This is a genomic window from Aureimonas pseudogalii (assembly GCF_014196835.1).
Lineage (GTDB): Bacteria > Pseudomonadota > Alphaproteobacteria > Rhizobiales > Rhizobiaceae > Aureimonas > Aureimonas pseudogalii.
Genome location: NZ_JACIEK010000021.1, coordinates 16,867 through 33,047, shown reverse-complemented (window position 1 = coordinate 33,047; position 16,181 = coordinate 16,867). Strand labels below are relative to the sequence as shown.

The following is a 16,181-nucleotide window of genomic DNA, read 5'->3' as shown; positions in this document are numbered from 1 at the left end:
TTAAGGAGGAACCTCTGGCGCTGCGACATCTTGTCAACCCAAAGCGTCTTCGTTCCCCGAGCGACCTATGGATGGCAGCGCATGTCGGATCTCGCCAAAGCCCTTTCTGACAGGGCTCTTCAAGCCAGCGTTCAACGCGCTCTGGATGGTCGACCGCGCTATCAGATCGACCACAGCATTCCGAATGCTTTGCAGGAAAAGCTCGATGCGCTCGATCGCGCCGTCGCGGCTCGAGCCGTGCTCTGGCCTCGAACCTGAACACTTTCTGTAGGTTCCGTTTCAGGTTTCTCGCTTCGGTTTCTTCCGGTTGCGCTTCTCCGTCCTGATGGAAGACGGCCTCGTCGTCGGCAGAACGCGCCGACAGCGCGGTCTCATGCATTTTCGAGACCTTTTCGGGATCAGCGTCGACATGTGTGATCACCGCGAGGAAGGCGCCCCGAACGATCTGCTTCTTGCTCGCTGTGGGATGACCGCCGATATTTTGACGTCTGCCGATGCCATCAATCGCCATCTCGGCGCGAGGCTCCAGCAGCTGCGCCGGCAGCACCGGCTCTCGTTGCAAGCCTGTGGCAACATTCTCGACGTCTCCTATCAGCAGATCCAGAAGTACGAAACGGGCGCCAATCGCCTGTCCGTCGCCTCGCTGGTTCGTCTGGCGCGCTGGTTCGACATTTCGCCGGCATCATTCTTCGAAGGGCTCGATCCCGCCCCTTCATCCGGCGACCCCGACGTTTCCCTACGGTCTCCTCAGGAAAGAGACCGATTGCCGGACGTTCAACTGACGCGGTCCATCGAGCGTCTCAACCCGCTGTCGCGTCATCGCCTCCATGCTCTCATTCTGGCGATCGAGCAGGACCAGACGCGGCGACCAGCGAAAGACCCGGCTTCCTCGTCAGCCGATCGCCATGCCTGACAGCGCGAGGCCCACGGCGCCTCACCGCCAGCGCCGGATCAGCATGACCGCCTACACCGGTCTTTTGCTCAGGATCCGCGTCATGACCAACCGCTATCAGCCCAACGAAGCCCCATGCCCCGCGCCGCTCGAGCTCCTCGCACGGCTCCTGCGCGTGAGCGACGAGCAAGCCGCGGAAACGATCGGGAGCCTGCCCGAACGCCAGCGCGCCGAACTCGCCGTCTTCTGCTACGGTCGTGCCCACATGCGCGATCTCGGCCTCCAGATCGCAGCCCTCTGCAGCGAAGCCATGATGACGCGGACCGCAGGCCAGATCGGCAACGCGGTCTTCCACCAGGCCAGACAAATCCGTACCGCCACGAAGGCCGTGGGAGAGCCCTATCGGCGAACCGTCACGCTGGCGCGTTGCGCCTGATCAACGCTCGAGCCGTCCGGTGCCACGGCCGGTTCGGCGCCCTGCTCAAGCGCCACAACTTGTAATAATAATCAATGCTTATAATATATATTGTATATCGAATTTGCGGTATATATTATTTCTTACGGTTGAGACCAAATTTTTGCACGTGAAGGCAAGCATTTAGGCCAACTTCAATTGCATCAAAGGGCAACAGGTGGTGATGATGTCGTCACGACCGGCTCGCGGATCGGCGAGCCGGTCGAACAGGAGCATCCCCAAGTGCAAACCGTGCCAGACAGGATTCAGCAACATCCGTCCGAAGCGTATTTCCTGCTCGACAGGCTCCGTCGGCAGCGCATAACCGCTGTGTTCGAAGCCGATGCCGCCGACGAACTCATTGCATGGGGATATGCCAGACGCTCGGAGGGCGGCCTCGACATCACAGCCGCCGGATTGCTCAACAGGCAGACGTCGTAACGGGAGGACACGCTCTGGCTCCCGTGCCGGTCCCTGTCGCACGGGTGAAGCGCCCTGATCCCGATGAGGGCGCAGGCGCATGACGCTCGCTCTCGCCAGGGCCGTCGCCAGGCTCCTCGTTCTCCTCTGGCCGCTCTACGCTTTGCTGGCCACCCGCTGGCTCGGGGACGCCCTGTGGTTCTCGGCGGCCTCCACCAATGCGGTTCTTGCCGCCTTCTGGCAGACAGCGCCCGGCTTCGGGCGGGCGCTCGGACCTCTCGTCACACTCGCACTTGCCGTCATCCTCTGCCGGACCGCCGTCACCGGCCGAACCGTGGTGACGCTCGCCAGTCTCACCCTCGCCGGGTCGGTGCTCTGGTCTCTGGGGGCCGAGATCGCCCGGCTGCAGCCCTATCTTGGCGTCTCTTCGCTCCGCGACATCGTCTTCGCCTTCGATCGGGGACCCATCCTCGCAGCACTGGCTGCCGCCTTTGCCATCCACGCTGCCAACCGCATCCTCGACGGACGGTCGGTCTGGATCGGTCCCCTCGTCAAACGCTCCAGCTCGGGCACCCACGGCCAGGCCGACTGGCTCGGCATGGACCAGGCAAGCGATCTTCTCGGCAGCGGCGACATCATCCTCGGCGAAGCCTACAGCGTCGACGGCACCAAGCTCGGTGCCACGCGCTTCGACCCGTCCGACCGAAGCACCTGGGGGGAAGGCGGCCAGCATCCCCTGCTGCGCACCGACGGGCTCCTCGACAGCGGTCACGTCCTCGCCTGCATCGGCTCCGGCGGCGGCAAGACCGCCAGCCTCGTCATCCCCACCGCCGCCAGCTGGCAGGCCGGCCTCGTCGTCCTCGACATCAAGGGCGAGGTCCATGACCGCGTCGCCCGGCTGCGGGCCTCGAGAGGGCGACGCGTCGTACGCTTGAGCCCTGGCGATGCCAGCAGCGCCAGCTTCAACGCTCTCGACTGGATCGATCCCTCCACCGATCGCGCCCTCATCGACATCCGCCGCGTCGTCAGCTGGCTGATGGGCGAGACACCCACCGAGAAAGCCTCCAGCAACCAGTATTTCCGGGACACATCGGCCGCCCTCATCGCTGCGGTCCTCGCCGACGTCATTTTCGATGAGACCCTTGCCGACGAGGACCGGACGCTCACGACCGTCCGCCGCTTCCTCACCCTGCCCCGGCCACTCCTCCTCGACCACCTCGCCGACATCCACGCCAAGGGACCGACCTACGGCTTCGGCTTCCCGGCCCAGATTGCCGGCAACCTCAAGGGCATCACCGAGAAGCAGTTCGACGGCTTCTACGGCCAGGCCGGCACCGCCACCGCCTGGCTCTCCGTCCCGAGCCTGGCCGCGATCGTCAGCGCCGGCACGCCGACGACCTTCCGGACCCGCGCGCTGCGTTCAGGCAAGCTCGACGTCTTCCTCTGCATCGATCTCGGTACCCTCAACGACTTTCCCGAGCTTGCCCGTCTCGTCATCGGCTCGCTCCTCAACGAGCTGTATCTCGCCAAGGGTCAAGTCGCCGGGCGTACCCTCTTCCTCGTCGATGAGGCCGCCCGCCTTGGCTACATGCGCATGCTCGAGGAAGCCCGCGACGCCGGGCGCGGCTTCAAGATCAACCTGATGCTGATGTTCCAGACGCTCGGGCAGATGGACGTCTACGGAAAGTCGGGCGTGCGTCAGTGGATGGATGTCGCCGCGATCAAGGTCTTCTCCTCGATCGGCGATCCCGACAGCGCGGAAGCCATCTCCCGGCAATGCGGCGAGTTCACCGCGCTCAGCCACGGCACCAGCACCTCGTCGGGCTCCTCGCACAGGCGCGACGAACTCTTCGGCAGCGCAAGTCGCAGTGCCGGCTCCTCCACTGGCGAGGTCGCTCGCCGCCTGATCCGTCCCGAGGAGATCCTGACGCTGCGCGGCGACGAGCAGCTCATCCTCGTCAAGGGACAGAAGCCGATCCGCTGCGGCAAGGCCTTCTGGTTCCGCCGTCCCGGGATGAAGGCCACCCTCGACACCAGCTCGTTCGAACGAGGCCGTACATGAGCCCACCCCTGATCCCGAACCGTATCCAATGGTCCCGCCGGCGCAAGCCGGTGATCGCGGCGCTACTTGGAACGGTGGCGCTTGTCGCGGGAGCCATTACCCTGACCTTCGGGAACGGCAGCGGTGGAAACGGCACGGATCGCCTCTCCGCAGCCGAGGCGGCACAGCGTGAGAGCACCTTCGCCGGGATGATCGCGCTGCCTCTCGTGGCGTCCGGCGAGCGCGACGCTGCCATCGACACCATGGCCTTGCCACCGAAGGCACAGGCCAGCCTCAAGGCGGACCTCGAGGCCGGGCGCAGCGCTCTGGCATGGATCGAGGTCTGGGACGACCAGGCCGCGGACGGCGACCGGATCCGCATCTCGGCGGGCGGCTTCGATCTCGATCTCGATCTCTACAAGGCTCCCCACCGCATCGGTATTCCCGTCACCGGCCCCAGCCCGGGCCTTGCGATCACCGGCCTGCACGATGGCGGCGGCGGCATCACTGTCGGCATCCAGACCCTCAAAGGCACCGTGCTGACACCCGTCATCCGGCCCGGACAGGTCTTGCCCATCGGGCTGCGATGACCGGACGTGTTCCGCTTCGACAGCTCGCCGCGCTCGCCGGGATCATCCTCCTCGCCGTCTGGCTGTTTCCGGCGCTGGGGCTCGTGCTCGTCGTCATGACAGGCGCCCTCGTCCTCGCCGCCCTCCTCGGCCTTGCCCACGAGCACGGCCTCACCGCTCCCCTCGCCCGGAGACTGCCCATGGCCAACGACATCCTCGACCGGTTCACCAATCGCCAGGCGCTGGAAAGCCTCGTCGGGGCGGCCCAGACGTCCGAACTCATCGATGCCGCCGCCCTCGCCGAGACGTTGAGAGCGAAGGTCATCGGTCAGGATCAGGTCATCACCGACGTCACCCTCACCATCCGCCGGCGCCTCGCCATGGAACGCCGCGAGAAGCCGGTCGGCGTCTTCTGCTTCGCCGGTCCTCCCGGCGTCGGCAAGACAGAGCTCGGCAAGCAGCTGGCGAGTGCCCTCGGTCGCGGCTTCCAGTTCCATGACATGTCGACCTGCTCACGGCCCGAAGGTGCCGCCACCCTCTTCGGCTCGCCGAAGGGCTACATGGGATCCGACAGCTACGGCCAGCTGACCGCAGGACTTCGCGATCAGCCCGCCAGCCTCGTTCTCCTCGACGAGTTCGAGAAGGCCAGCCCAGAAATCATGCGGCGCTTTCTCACCGCCTGGAACGACGGCTTCGTCACCGAAGGCTCGGACGGGCGCAAGATCGCCACCAGTCGCGCCATCTTCGTTCTCACCACCAACGCCGCCTCCGACCGGATTAGTGACCTTGCCCGCGAGATCACCGATGCCGACCAGCTGGCCGCCGCCTCGAAGGCCGCGCTGCGCGAAGCCGGGTTTCCGCCGGAGGTCCTGTCGCGCATCGACCAGGTCTTCTCCTTCCGTCCGCTCGTCGGTCTCGACGTGGCCCGTGTCGCCATCGTCCAGATCGTGCGGCTCGTCGAGGATTACGGGCTCACCGTCGCGGACGGCGTCGGGGAGGAGGGCATCGATGCCGAACTCCTCTTCGACGCCATGCAGCGCAACGATGAGACGCCCTCGACCGGCGGTGTGCGTGACATCGTGCGCGCCATCGAGCGACAGATCTCCGAAGTTTTGATCGAGGCGCGCGCTGCCGGCGCCGGCAAGGTCCGCCTGACAGGGAGGCGATCGGACAGCGGTGACCTCATCGCCGGCGTCGAGCGCGTCGGCTGATGGGACTGCTCCGGCTCTGGCGCGAGGCGCCGCTCTGGCGACACGCCGTGCTGAGAGCCGGTCTGGGCACCGTGCTCCTCGCCATCGCGCCCTCGACCTGCTCGGCGCCGCCGACGACGACCGCGAACACCGCTGCCACGGGAGCGACGCCACCACCCGGCAGCGGCAGCTACACGTCTCCTAGAGCCCAGACCGCGGCACCGGCAGGATCTGCAACGCCGGCGGCGTCCTCGCCAGCGCCCGGCACCGCGCCGCCCAGGCCCGCCGCCGGTCTGACGCTGATCCCCTCGCCCTCGGCTCCCAAGCCCTTCGTGCCGCCCGTCATCGGCCCGAACACGGCGATCGGGCCCGCCACCATCACCGCGCCGCGGGCCACCCCGACGCCCGGCTTCGGAACGATCCGGCCCGCGTCGCCCCGCACCCTTCCCGACGCCATCCCGCCCAGGACCCTGCCATGATTCGCACCACAGCCCTCCCCCTTGCAGCCCTCATCACCATGGTCGGCGGCCTTTCGGGTGCGAGCGCACAAAACCCCACGCCGGTGCCGGCAGCGGGGCAGACAGCGCCTGCCTCCACACCCTCGCCGGACGCCCGGATCGAGGCCGTCGAGACGCGGATGAACGCCATCGACGGCAAGCTCGACCAGCTGCTCGGCGTTCTCACCGCGCCCAAAGATAAAGCGCCGGCACCGGCCCCCACACCAGCAACCTCGTCCGCTTCCGCTGCCTCGGCCTCCGGTTCGGATCCGGCTTCAGGCTCCGTCGCATCCGGAACCAGCTCCGCTCCTCCCGCCGATGGCGCCACCATCACGCCGGCAACCGTCACGCAAGCTGCCGCCACGAAGCTGCAGCCCGGCTGGGTCGCGCGGACCTACCCGATGGCCCATCGATCCCTGGAGAAGACCGGCGACGTCCTCAGCGCCTTCGTGCTTCCCGAAAGCACCTTCCATCTCGACGACCACGTCTCCCATTCCCTGTTCCCCAGATCCACGAAGGTCGCCTATGAACTCACCGGGTTCCTTGACGTGAAGGAAGCCGGCGATCACTCGCTCGGCCTCATCGTCGATGAAGCCAGGTCCGGCAGTTGTGCCGCCAAGGCCTCGATCGAGAACCAGGTCGTGTTCGAGGACGCCGACATGAATGGTGCCGATAAGGGTTTCGATCCCGTCATTGGCATCGCTCGGCTCGACCGCGGGCTCTACGAGGTCCGGATCTGGATCGCCTGCTCCTACAACGAGCCCAAGCCGATGCGGGTGCGGGTGATTTCCAGATCGCCGTCCATGTCAGCGCCCGAGGTTCTCGCGCCCGGCGCCATCGGTCACAGGGAACTCTAGTACCGCGATCGGACCGTCTCCGCTCCAGAGCGCCTGGACGAGCGCCGATTATTGCACATCGGCTGCGATCCTGCTACTGGAGCAGAAACGATACGGGGAGGATCATCGCATTGCCGGGCCGGAAAGCGTCGATGGCGAGGAACTTGCCGCACGCCTGACCCTGGGCCTCCGGCAGGCCGATCACCTACCGCTCCGAGCCGCTCTACCTGTTCAATCGAGACGTGGAAGCTGCGTTGGAGTCAGGCATGAGACGGACCATCGCCTCGAAGTTCCGCTACTTCCGCGACCATCCAGACGATGCGGATCGCATTCTGGCAGGCTCGTGGGATCCGGTGACGCTTCCCGGCTTGAAGTCGACGACCATCGGGGCTTGGGCTCGTCAGCGGCGCGAGGCGTTCCGCTGACAGCGGGACGGAACGAGCCCCCTGCCAGAAGGCGAACGGCAGCTTTCGCCGTTGGCCTTCCTGATCGTGGACCGGCAGAAAACTACCCGATCTTGTCGTTTTGCACCTGTTGAACTCGCTCTCCAGTTGAAACATAACATAAGCAAAGTGTTTCATACGCTTGGTTGACGCCCCAACGCTTGGACACCGCCCGTCCGGGTTTGCCCCTCGATTTGACAATGACAGCTGGCTACGCAAAGTGACCATGTCAGTTCTATGACGCACGGAGTGCACCCGATGCCGGATATCTATGCCATTGCAGTTTCGGTGACCGAACTGGCCCAGCCTGGGATCAAGCCCAAGGATCTTATTGAAGCGGTTCGTGAACGTCATCCCGCAGCGAGCAAGAAGCAGATCGTCCGGGGCGCCTTCATGGCAGTGATCACCCAGGTGGAAGCCGAACCCGGGAAAGCTGCGCGAATGCATGAGGCCGCGATCTCGGGTGTGTTCGATGACAGCGAACCCCGCTCTTCCGGCAAGGGCATGAAATACAACAAGAAGACGCCAAAATCGGAAAAATGAAACAGAATTGATAATTCTGTTTCAAAAACTGGTTCTCGTCGTCGATAGTCCTGTTTCAGCTTTCCTTTCGCTGGAGGTACACTCCGGTCATGCAACAGCCTCCTGTCCTAAGCTCCCATCGCTTAAAACTACGCAGCCTGCACGAGACCGATCATAAGGCGCTGCTCGATCTGGCTCGCGATGACGAGGTCACACGCTATCTTCATGAGGGGCCGACACCCTCCCTGATAGAGGTGGCGAACCGTGTGGTTGGTGCCAACCAGCAATGGAAATTTCGTGGATACGGCATGATGGCCGCCGAAGATTCAGAAGGTTTTGTAGGGCGTTTAGGGGCTTACCACCCGGCAGATGCTCCGGATCCCTTGCTGGTTTATGCATTTTCCCGCCAAGCTTGGGGGAAAGGGTACGCCACAGAGGCCGTCAGCCTGTTTTTGAATTGGATGGAGATGACGCATCCTTCGGTTCGCCTGGTGGCTCATGTGAACCCCAAGAATGAAGCGTCGGCCCGTGTCCTGTCGAAGCTCGGAGGTTCTCCAATCGGCACGACGGTTCGAGCAGACAGCCATCTTGATGTTTGGGCTCTTACAAAAAATTTATGAAACACTTTGGCTGTAAAGTGTTTCAAGGCTCTGAGCGAAAGTGTGGCAGCAATCTGGGACATCAGACAACGAGTGAAGCTTGCCAACCCTGTTCCGTTAGATCCGATTGACGGTCGGAAAACGCGGGATCGAAGCCTGCTTCCCATGGAAAGACACCTTCTCGGTCAGGCCATACCACTTGCAGACAAGGGAACTCATCGCCACGGTAAAACCAGCGACTCCAGCCCAGATGATCCGCATAGAACCGCTTGGCTATGGGAAATATGCAGGCCGGCAAGTTGGCAAAAACCCGATCCGTTTTTTTGCCAAACGAGAGCGCTGCCTGAGCCTGGGCGTCACGGTACAAATCCCAGAAAACAGTATGTGCTGCTTCTCCCATCATGCCGAACATGATGAACTCGGGCTGGCTGGTGGTAACCCAGAATCCCGTGCTGTAGGAGAAGCCTGGTCCCTCTCTGTCGCCTGAAACCTCTGTTCGAATAAAGCCGTGCTCGCGCACCTCTGCAACGAACGCCATTTCGGACGTGTCGAGGGTCTTAGCAGGAACGTCGAGCACGGTCCGCATGGTCTAGCCTTACTGTAGAATGATAGCGGTATGAGCCGTTTTCAGCGATCCTCAAATCTCGCGAATGGCTCCGAGCTGAAGCCATACCCAATCGGGATTTCGATCGTCATCGGCGTAAACACTGATTGCCACCCGCCCGGATGGAACTGGTACATTGAGGTAGCGAAAACCGCTGCTGTCCGTCAGCGTAACAACGCCGCTTGATGCATCGATGGATCCGCTAAACAACTTTCTTCCGTCGGCTTCGCAGGCTTGGTCCGAAACCGTGACACAGGATGCGCCATCGACAAAAGACATTACCCAAAAGGTTAGGCAGTTACGGGTCACGGTGACGAAGGATGCTCCCGTGTCTTCCGGGATCAAAATATCAGATGCATCGTCAGTCAGGAAAAGGACGGGATGGGCCGTTTCCACCTGCATCTGAAATTTTGCCATATGCTTTCCACCACCAAAACGTTGAGTTCATGCAAGGCATGATGAGGATCACTGCAGAGGAGGTAAAGGCGGGTCCAGCCATCGAGATTGAGCCTACGAACGGCAACCTCTGCCGCAAAACCCAGGAAAAGCAGGCTAACGGTTTCGAATGAACGACCTGATCGACCCCGCCGGCCACCGTCTCTATCTCACTGCCTCCGAGCGCGCGTCCTTCCTCGCCGCCGCTACCAAGGCCGACCGCGAGGTCCGCACCTTCTGCGAGGTCCTGCACACCACAGGCTGTCGAATATCCGAGGCGCTAGCGTTGACCGTCCGGCGCGTCGATCTCGACGCCCAAGCCCTCGTCTTCGAGACCTTGAAGAAGCGCCGCCTTGGCGTCTTCCGTGCCGTGCCGGTGCCGGCGCCCCTCCTCGGACACGCTCGATCTCGTCCACGGCCTGCGCGAGGCCCGCAAGAAGCAGGGAGACCCCCTCCTGTGGGAGTGGAGCCGCACCACAGCCTGGCGCGACGTAAAGGGCGTCATGCGCGTTGCCGGCATCGAGGGACCGCAGGCAACGCCAAAGGGCCTGCGCCACGGCTACGGGGTTGCGGCGATCGGCGCGGCCGTGCCGCTCAACATGCTGTCGAAATGGATGGGCCATGCCGCGATCGAGACGACGGCGATCTACGCCAACGCCTTGGGCGAGGAGCAGCGCTCCATCGCAGAGCGCATGTGGCAATGATTGCGCTTGCAAAATATGCAAGCATTTTCTAATTTTCTGACATGAACAGCAGGCAGAAGAAGACCCTTGCCGTCGTCTTCAAAGACCCGGTTCCGGGCACCCTCGAATGGGTCGATATCGAAGGGCTGCTCGTCGCCGTTGGATGCCAGATCATCGAGGGCAACGGCTCTCGTGTCCGGTTCGAGAAGGACGGAGAGCTGGAGAGCTTCCATCGTCCGCATCCGGCCAAGGAAGCGAAGCGATATCAGGTTCGCGCCGCCCGCGCGTTCCTGATCAGACTTGGGATCGAGCCATGAGCAACGTGATCACCTACAAGACCTATTCGGCCCGCGTCGAATACGACGACGAGGACGGCATCCTGTTTGGCCAGATCGCCGGTATCCGCGATGGCGTCGGCTTTCACGCCGGCAGCGTCGAAGAACTGCGCACGGCGTTCCACGAGGCCGTGGACGACTATCTCGAAACTTGCGCCAGGATCGGCAAGGAGCCCCAGAAGCCCTATTCCGGCAAGGTGATGTTCCGAGTCAGCCCGGAGATCCACCGCAAGGCCGCGATCGCGGCCGAGTTGGCCGGCAAGAGCCTCAATCAGTGGGCCGAGGACGCCTTGACGAAAGCCGTGCACGAAGTCCGGCCATGAGCGAGCAGACCTTCACCAGCGTTTGGGACGCGATCGATTCGACGCCGCAGGAAGCCGAGAACATGAAGCTGCGCTCGTCGCTGATGATGGCGCTGGAGCAGCACATTCGCGCTCAGGCCTGTGGCCAGATCGACACGGCCAGTCCGCCGACCTGGGCACGCTGCGACAGCCGGCTTTATCGGCTCGGGCAGTCCAAGGCGGACTATTCCAAGGGGCTTGAACGGTAGCCCTCGCCGTCCGCGCGCTCCCCATAGCGCCGTAGCGGACGGCGAGGGCGGGTCCAATCCCGGCAACCGCCGTCTCCGTCCCGGCGATCTGGGAAAGGCCTCTTCACTACGGCGCGTTGGAAAGCGCGTTCAGAGGCATTTCTCAGCCCGCCTCATGCCGAGCCCCGGCCCTCCTACATGCCCATTCGCTCGGAAGCCCCGCAGCGCCGCGAAGCCGGCACTGGTTATCGACTCTCGAAAGCGTATCGTGGAGTGACGGTTCAACCGCCGTCGTGCCTGGCAGACCAGGGATGTCAGAATGTTCGATCTCACGACGCGGCTGCCATCTGTCGCCGAGCTTTAACGGTCCCCCGTCATTCTGGAGGCGACGAGTGGAGAGGGAGCGGATGTCGAACCAGGTGGTGATCGGGGTTCTCGCGTATGGTCTTACGATCAACGTCCTCGCCTACGCCGTGATGGTGCTCGACAAAGCCAATGCCAGGAACGGCACGCGACGGATCCCCGAGGCGACGCTCCTCAATCTGGCGTTTTTGGGCGGCAGTATCGGAACCGTCATCGCGCAACAGACCATGCGTCATAAGACGCGCAAGGAGCCGTTCCGCTCAAAGCTGGTCGGCATCCTCGTGCTCCAGATCGTGGTGCTCATCACAGTGACGGTCGCGCTGATCGTGGCGGGTTCCACCGAGGCGCTGTGGAAGCGTCTCACCTCGTGAGACCCCTGGCGGTCGCCTGGGATGAGAGCGTCATCATCCCGTCCTCCGCCGATCGACGAGGCAACGGCCTGGAAGAGCGGACAAGCGAAAGCGATCACGTGGTGTGAACCGATGACGAAGCGGACGAGGATCGCACTGGAGGGCCGCTGAGCGGCGTCAGGCCTTTGGCACGACCCTTGCACCTATCCCTCTCGAAAGCCTTTCACGGGGCGCGAAGCGCCCTGTGACCGCAAATCCGAGCGTAGCGGAGGAAGAGATGATTTGGGTTTGGTTTTTGGATGACAGAAGTGTCACCCCTTGTCTTGAGGGGTCGAAGACCGCCTCGAAGGGCCGGAACTCGGCCTTCGGCGTCTCGGCCAGCCAACGGGCGAGCCCCCTCGCCTCCTCGTAGAACGGAGCGACGAGGGCGGTGAGCTTCACGGTGAGGCCGAGATGCATGCCGCGGCCTGAACGCAGGATCTCGAGCTCGACATAGCCGAAGCGCACGAGGTCGACGAGGTAGCGCCGGATGGTGCGCGTCGAGCGGGCCATGATGTTGCCGGCGGTGCCCTTGGTGATCGACGTGACGCGGCCTTTGCCGCAACGCGCCCGCAGCACCTGGAGGAAGGCCTTGGCGTTCGGCGTCAGGCGATCGTCGCGCGCCGCCGTGGTCGCCATGGATTGCGCGTACTGGCGGCTGTCGTTCGGCGAGGGGCGCTCATGGCGCGGCCGTGCGATGGGGGGCCGCGGCGCGCCGTCCCTGCCCTGTCTGGCTGCGCCGGATGACGGCTTCGCCGGCACGGCGCCGATCGCGGCCGAGCGGCGCTGCGCCTCGGCGACCGAAATCAGCCCGGCGCGCTGCTCGCGCCAGATCTCGGCCCGGGCCGCGAAGTCCGGGTGCGGAGCCTCGGACACGCCTTGCACCAGAGTAAAGAGGTCCGTTCCGGCGTCCACGCCTGTTTCCAGGGCGCGCGTCGGCACGAGCACGCGTCGAGGCGTGCGGGATCGTTCGTCCGTCATGGTCCCTTCCTTGCGCGAGGCAAAGCAAGGCCGTGGCGGGAAGCCGCGTTTTCACTTGACGATGAAGGGAGTCGGGGCTAGACCTGTGGACAGCGACGAACACAGATGAAGGCTCCGGCGGCTCCCGCTTCGGGGCCTTTTTCTTTGCGCTATCGCGTCTCCCGATGAATGATAGACATGGGCCTCATGCCTCCTGCGTCTTTAGGAGGTCGGCATCGGCCTCGGTGAGCAGATCGAGATCGGCTTTCGCGATGAGAACGCGGATCACGTCCGAGCGTGACTGTACGCCCAGACGCTCCTTCACCTCGTCGAGCGCGGCGATCTCGCTTTCGTGGAGAACCGTTTCCGTGGACCGCAGACCGACCGCACGACGACGCGCGCGTATCGCGGCAACGGCCTTTGTGGTGGTTCTTCGCAGCATCGGACAGACTCGATTCTAGTAGGTTACTAGAAAGGGTTACGTCACCCCCTTGGCGAAGACCACCCCTAGCGCCCGGCGGCACTATGCGCGACACCGGCCCGGCGGGGATTGAAGAGGCGCGACATGGGGCGGCGGCGCCGCGATGGAGACCGCTCGAGCCCTGCTAAAACGTTGATTTCGCTGGGGCTGACGCCGGGCTGACCTGCGGGGGCGGCAGAGGCTTATCCCGCCCTTACTCTTTGACGGCTTATGCGATAAAAGTCGGACGACACCCGTCAGAAGGACTACTTCCCCCCCATGAACGCCTCAGCCGTCCCGATTCTCTCTGAAGACCCGGCCGAGAAGGTCGTGCGTCACGGCGCGATTCTCTCGGCCGAGTTGCTGGCACGCCGCCAGCAGATGTATCCGCCGGATGCGCGCAAGACCCTTCGGTTCTTAATGACCCACGAGGTGTCGAAGCTGACGTCGATCCCGGAATCGACGTTGCGGACCTTGTCGATCGAGGGCAAGGGCCCCGCCCCCGCGCGGCTCGACAACAACCACCGGGCCTACACGCTGGCCCAAGTCAACGAACTGCGCGCCTTCGCCGCCCAGACTAAGCCTTCGGAAGCGCTGCGTTTTTTGCCGCGCCGGCGCGATGGCGACCGGCTGCAGATCCTGTCGATCGCCAATTTCAAGGGCGGCAGCGCCAAGACCACCACGAGCGCGCATCTGGCCCATTATCTCGCGCTCGCCGGCTTTCGCGTTCTGGCGATCGATCTCGACCCGCAGGCTTCGCTCTCGGCCATGTTCGGCTTCCAGCCAGAAATGGACGTCGGGCACAACGAGACGATTTATGCCGCGTTGCGCTACGACGAGGAGCGCCGCCCCATCCGAGAGATCGTTCGCGAAACATACTTTACCGGCATCGACCTGATCCCCGGCAACATCGAGGTGATGGAGTACGAGCACGAGACTCCTCGCGCCCTGGCCGGCGGATCCGACGGCATGGACGGCATGTTCTTCGAGAGGCTGCGGCTCGCCATCGGCGAGGTCGAGGACGATTACGACGTCGTCCTTCTGGACACCCCGCCCTCGCTCGGCTTCCTCACCCTCGGCGCGATCTACGCCTCCACCGGTCTTATCGTCACCGTGCACCCCGCCATGCTGGACGTCATGTCCATGAGCCAGTTTCTGCTGATGATGGGCGATCTCATCGGCGTGGTGCGGGAGGCCGGTGCCCATCTCAACCAAGACTTCCTGCGCTATCTCATCACGCGCCACGACCCGAACGACCAGAGCCAGGTCCACGTCGTGGCCATGCTGCGCGGGCTGTTCGGCGAGGACGTGCTGATCCCCACCGCCGTGGAGAGCGCCGCGATCGAGACGGCAGGGCTGGCCAAGCGCACTCTCTACGAGTTGGAGCCCGGCCATGTCGGCGCGAGCACGGTGAAGCGCGCGCGCGAGTCCATGGACGCGGTGAACCAGCGTATTCTGGAACTGATCTGTCAGGGATGGGGCCGAGCATGAGCAAGGGACCGCGCAAGTCCATTCTGGCCAATTTCGCCTCCTTCGCCGCCGAGGCGAAAGCGCAGGCCGGCGAGGCGGCGAACGCGGGTGGCGACGCCCTTGCCCCTGCCCCCGCCGCCGGCGGCGCGCCATCCGCCGCGCGTCCCGCCACGCCACCGGCGGGCGGTATGGTGCAGCGCGTCGGCGCCTCGGTGATCGGCGCGACGCAGCGCTCGATCGCCGAGTTGCGCGAGGAGCGCGATCAGCTGCGGGCGCTCGTGGACGCCGGCGGCGCGCGCGAGATCGACGCGTCGCTCGTTGACCCCTCCCATTTCCGCGACCGGATGCCGGATGACGACGACGCGGATTTCGAGGGGTTTCGCGCCCGCTTCGCACAGGAGGGGCAGAAGGTGCCCGCCGAAGTACGCGTGCATCCCGACGTGCCCGGCCGCTTCCAGCTCGTTTTCGGCCATCGGCGCTGGCGGGCCGCGCGCGAGCTGGGCGTGCCACTACGTGCCATCGTCGTTGCTAAGAGCGATGTTGAGGTCGCGGTTTCACAGGGCATTGAAAATGCCGAACGTCAAGATCTGACGTGGATTGAACGCGCGCGATTTGCCGCCACATTGGAGCAGGCTGGGCTGAAAGCGCGCGAGATTCGTGCGGCTCTCGGCATTGATGATCCAGAGCTAGCGCGTTTTCGCTTGGTGCTACGCTCCTTGCCCAAAGAAGTGATTGAGGCCATCGGCCGTGCGCCCAAAGCGGGACGACCCCGATGGGTCGAGATGGCCAAGCTAGCCGAAGAATTTCCGGCGCGTGTGGCTTTGGTCTCTCAAACCCTGGCGGACGTCAGAGATGCGTCATCGGATGGGCGGGTCCAGGTCGCTCTCTCCGTCCTGCGTGGGCAACCGGAACCAAGTGACGAACCACTTGAGATACGTGCTGCCGATGGCCAGCTTTTGGCGCAGGTCCGTCTAACGCGAGGGACGATGCAACTGACGGCGGTGCGCTCCGTGGCCTCGGAGTGGGGCGTTTTCTTACGGGAAGAGGTGCCGCATATCGCGGAACGCTTTGAGATTTGGAAGGCAAAACGCCAGGAAGAGTGAGGTCTAGAACCTTGGCAGTTGCCAAGGTTTAGGGATGCGGCGATGCGGTGGAATCCCTCGAGGTTCGGGCACCTGTCGCGAGATCGGCCTATGTTGGTAGCTTAGGAGCGGGCATTGATATTCGCTCGTACTAAAAACAGGAGATGAACTGGGACCTCCCCTCGCCTTCGGTCAAGGAATGAGGTTCAAGAGCAACGCGCCTCGCATGCACAGGAACATGCGAATCTATCGCCAGCAAAGGGATCGAAATCGCTTCCCTGTCGCCCAAAACGCCGTGCGTGAAGTCGGTCAGCTTGAATAGTCAAATCTAATGGCGGTGTCGTCCTCTTGTGGAGGGTGTCGTGCGGCTACGCGATCCTAATGATCGAGCACAATGGCACTTGGCGC

23 protein-coding genes are annotated in these 16,181 nt (G+C 63.8%); 19 read left to right on the top strand and 4 right to left on the bottom strand.

Annotated features, from left to right (window positions below; all coding sequences use genetic code 11):
* Window positions 1-81 precede the first annotated feature (81 nt).
* The 12 genes from GGR04_RS21525 (at window position 82) to GGR04_RS21470 (ending at window position 8,484) form a co-directional block, all read left to right on the top strand.
* Window positions 82-258 (top strand): hypothetical protein, encoded by a 177-nt coding sequence (locus tag GGR04_RS21525; RefSeq protein WP_183202347.1) that lies wholly within the window; start codon window positions 82-84, stop codon window positions 256-258.
* Between the two features lie 49 nt (window positions 259-307).
* Entirely contained in the window at window positions 308-913 is a 606-nt protein-coding gene (locus GGR04_RS21520; protein ID WP_183202345.1) for a helix-turn-helix domain-containing protein, read from the top strand.
* Between the two features lie 82 nt (window positions 914-995).
* Window positions 996-1,328, top strand: a complete 333-nt coding sequence (locus GGR04_RS21515; RefSeq protein ID WP_183202344.1) for a hypothetical protein — start codon at window positions 996-998, stop codon at window positions 1,326-1,328.
* A 177-nt stretch (window positions 1,329-1,505) separates the two neighbouring features.
* The gene (locus GGR04_RS21510; protein ID WP_183202343.1) at window positions 1,506-1,787 is read left to right on the top strand and encodes a hypothetical protein; all 282 of its coding nucleotides are present in this window, start codon (window positions 1,506-1,508) and stop codon (window positions 1,785-1,787) included.
* A 79-nt stretch (window positions 1,788-1,866) separates the two neighbouring features.
* The gene (locus GGR04_RS21505) at window positions 1,867-3,828 is read left to right on the top strand and encodes a type IV secretory system conjugative DNA transfer family protein (protein ID WP_183202342.1); all 1,962 of its coding nucleotides are present in this window, start codon (window positions 1,867-1,869) and stop codon (window positions 3,826-3,828) included.
* Complete coding sequence (locus GGR04_RS21500; RefSeq protein ID WP_183202341.1) at window positions 3,825-4,397, top strand: hypothetical protein; 573 nt, start codon at window positions 3,825-3,827, stop codon at window positions 4,395-4,397. The genes GGR04_RS21505 and GGR04_RS21500 overlap by 4 nt, the downstream gene beginning before the upstream one ends.
* Entirely contained in the window at window positions 4,394-5,587 is a 1,194-nt protein-coding gene (locus tag GGR04_RS21495) for an AAA family ATPase (protein WP_183202340.1), read from the top strand. The genes GGR04_RS21500 and GGR04_RS21495 overlap by 4 nt, the downstream gene beginning before the upstream one ends.
* Entirely contained in the window at window positions 5,587-6,045 is a 459-nt protein-coding gene (locus GGR04_RS21490) for a hypothetical protein (protein ID WP_183202339.1), read from the top strand. Before GGR04_RS21495 ends, GGR04_RS21490 begins: the two co-directional genes overlap by 1 nt.
* 158 nt (window positions 6,046-6,203) lie before the next feature.
* Window positions 6,204-6,920, top strand: coding sequence for a hypothetical protein (locus GGR04_RS21485; protein ID WP_183202338.1), 717 nt, complete (start codon window positions 6,204-6,206; stop codon window positions 6,918-6,920).
* 245 nt (window positions 6,921-7,165) lie between these two features.
* Complete coding sequence (locus tag GGR04_RS21480) at window positions 7,166-7,324, top strand: hypothetical protein (protein WP_183202337.1); 159 nt, start codon at window positions 7,166-7,168, stop codon at window positions 7,322-7,324.
* Between the two features lie 276 nt (window positions 7,325-7,600).
* Window positions 7,601-7,885, top strand: a complete 285-nt coding sequence (locus tag GGR04_RS21475; RefSeq protein ID WP_183202335.1) for a hypothetical protein — start codon at window positions 7,601-7,603, stop codon at window positions 7,883-7,885.
* Window positions 7,886-7,974: 89 nt separating this feature from the next.
* Complete coding sequence (locus GGR04_RS21470; protein ID WP_183202333.1) at window positions 7,975-8,484, top strand: GNAT family N-acetyltransferase; 510 nt, start codon at window positions 7,975-7,977, stop codon at window positions 8,482-8,484.
* 61 nt (window positions 8,485-8,545) lie between these two features.
* On the opposite strand, the gene GGR04_RS21465 is transcribed toward GGR04_RS21470, so the two are convergent.
* Together GGR04_RS21465 and GGR04_RS21460 are read right to left on the bottom strand one after the other, a co-directional pair.
* Window positions 8,546-9,049: a DUF4262 domain-containing protein gene (locus GGR04_RS21465; RefSeq protein WP_183202331.1), complete on the bottom strand. Its 504-nt coding sequence runs from the start codon at window positions 9,047-9,049 to the stop codon at window positions 8,546-8,548.
* 51 nt (window positions 9,050-9,100) lie between these two features.
* Window positions 9,101-9,484 carry a hypothetical protein gene (locus GGR04_RS21460; protein WP_183202330.1) on the bottom strand — a complete coding sequence of 128 codons (384 nt, stop codon included), beginning with the start codon at window positions 9,482-9,484 and terminating at the stop codon, window positions 9,101-9,103.
* A 371-nt stretch (window positions 9,485-9,855) separates the two neighbouring features.
* Here GGR04_RS21460 and GGR04_RS24340 point away from each other — a divergent pair, with 371 nt between their 5' ends.
* From GGR04_RS24340 to GGR04_RS21435, 5 genes are all read left to right on the top strand, one after another.
* On the top strand, window positions 9,856-10,206 hold the full coding sequence (locus GGR04_RS24340) for a tyrosine-type recombinase/integrase (protein ID WP_281383150.1): 351 nt from the start codon (window positions 9,856-9,858) through the stop codon (window positions 10,204-10,206).
* A gap of 41 nt (window positions 10,207-10,247) precedes the next feature.
* Window positions 10,248-10,502, top strand: coding sequence for a type II toxin-antitoxin system HicA family toxin (locus GGR04_RS21450; protein ID WP_183202328.1), 255 nt, complete (start codon window positions 10,248-10,250; stop codon window positions 10,500-10,502).
* The gene (locus GGR04_RS21445; RefSeq protein WP_183202325.1) at window positions 10,499-10,843 is read left to right on the top strand and encodes a type II toxin-antitoxin system HicB family antitoxin; all 345 of its coding nucleotides are present in this window, start codon (window positions 10,499-10,501) and stop codon (window positions 10,841-10,843) included. Before GGR04_RS21450 ends, GGR04_RS21445 begins: the two co-directional genes overlap by 4 nt.
* Window positions 10,840-11,070 (top strand): hypothetical protein, encoded by a 231-nt coding sequence (locus GGR04_RS23745; protein ID WP_210291917.1) that lies wholly within the window; start codon window positions 10,840-10,842, stop codon window positions 11,068-11,070. The genes GGR04_RS21445 and GGR04_RS23745 overlap by 4 nt, the downstream gene beginning before the upstream one ends.
* A 386-nt stretch (window positions 11,071-11,456) precedes the next feature.
* On the top strand, window positions 11,457-11,783 hold the full coding sequence (locus tag GGR04_RS21435; RefSeq protein ID WP_183202323.1) for a DUF1294 domain-containing protein: 327 nt from the start codon (window positions 11,457-11,459) through the stop codon (window positions 11,781-11,783).
* Window positions 11,784-11,939: 156 nt separating this feature from the next.
* Here GGR04_RS21435 and GGR04_RS21430 read toward each other — a convergent pair whose 3' ends face one another.
* Both GGR04_RS21430 and GGR04_RS21425 read right to left on the bottom strand, forming a co-directional pair.
* The gene (locus GGR04_RS21430) at window positions 11,940-12,749 is read right to left on the bottom strand and encodes a helix-turn-helix domain-containing protein (protein WP_312857504.1); all 810 of its coding nucleotides are present in this window, start codon (window positions 12,747-12,749) and stop codon (window positions 11,940-11,942) included.
* 217 nt (window positions 12,750-12,966) lie between these two features.
* The gene (locus tag GGR04_RS21425; RefSeq protein ID WP_183202322.1) at window positions 12,967-13,203 is read right to left on the bottom strand and encodes a ribbon-helix-helix protein, CopG family; all 237 of its coding nucleotides are present in this window, start codon (window positions 13,201-13,203) and stop codon (window positions 12,967-12,969) included.
* 297 nt (window positions 13,204-13,500) lie between these two features.
* Here GGR04_RS21425 and repA point away from each other — a divergent pair, with 297 nt between their 5' ends.
* Together repA and repB are read left to right on the top strand one after the other, a co-directional pair.
* Window positions 13,501-14,712: a plasmid partitioning protein RepA gene (repA, locus tag GGR04_RS21420; RefSeq protein ID WP_183202321.1), complete on the top strand. Its 1,212-nt coding sequence runs from the start codon at window positions 13,501-13,503 to the stop codon at window positions 14,710-14,712.
* Window positions 14,709-15,794 carry a plasmid partitioning protein RepB gene (gene repB / locus GGR04_RS21415; protein WP_183202320.1) on the top strand — a complete coding sequence of 362 codons (1,086 nt, stop codon included), beginning with the start codon at window positions 14,709-14,711 and terminating at the stop codon, window positions 15,792-15,794. The genes repA and repB overlap by 4 nt, the downstream gene beginning before the upstream one ends.
* Window positions 15,795-16,181: the final 387 nt, after the last annotated feature.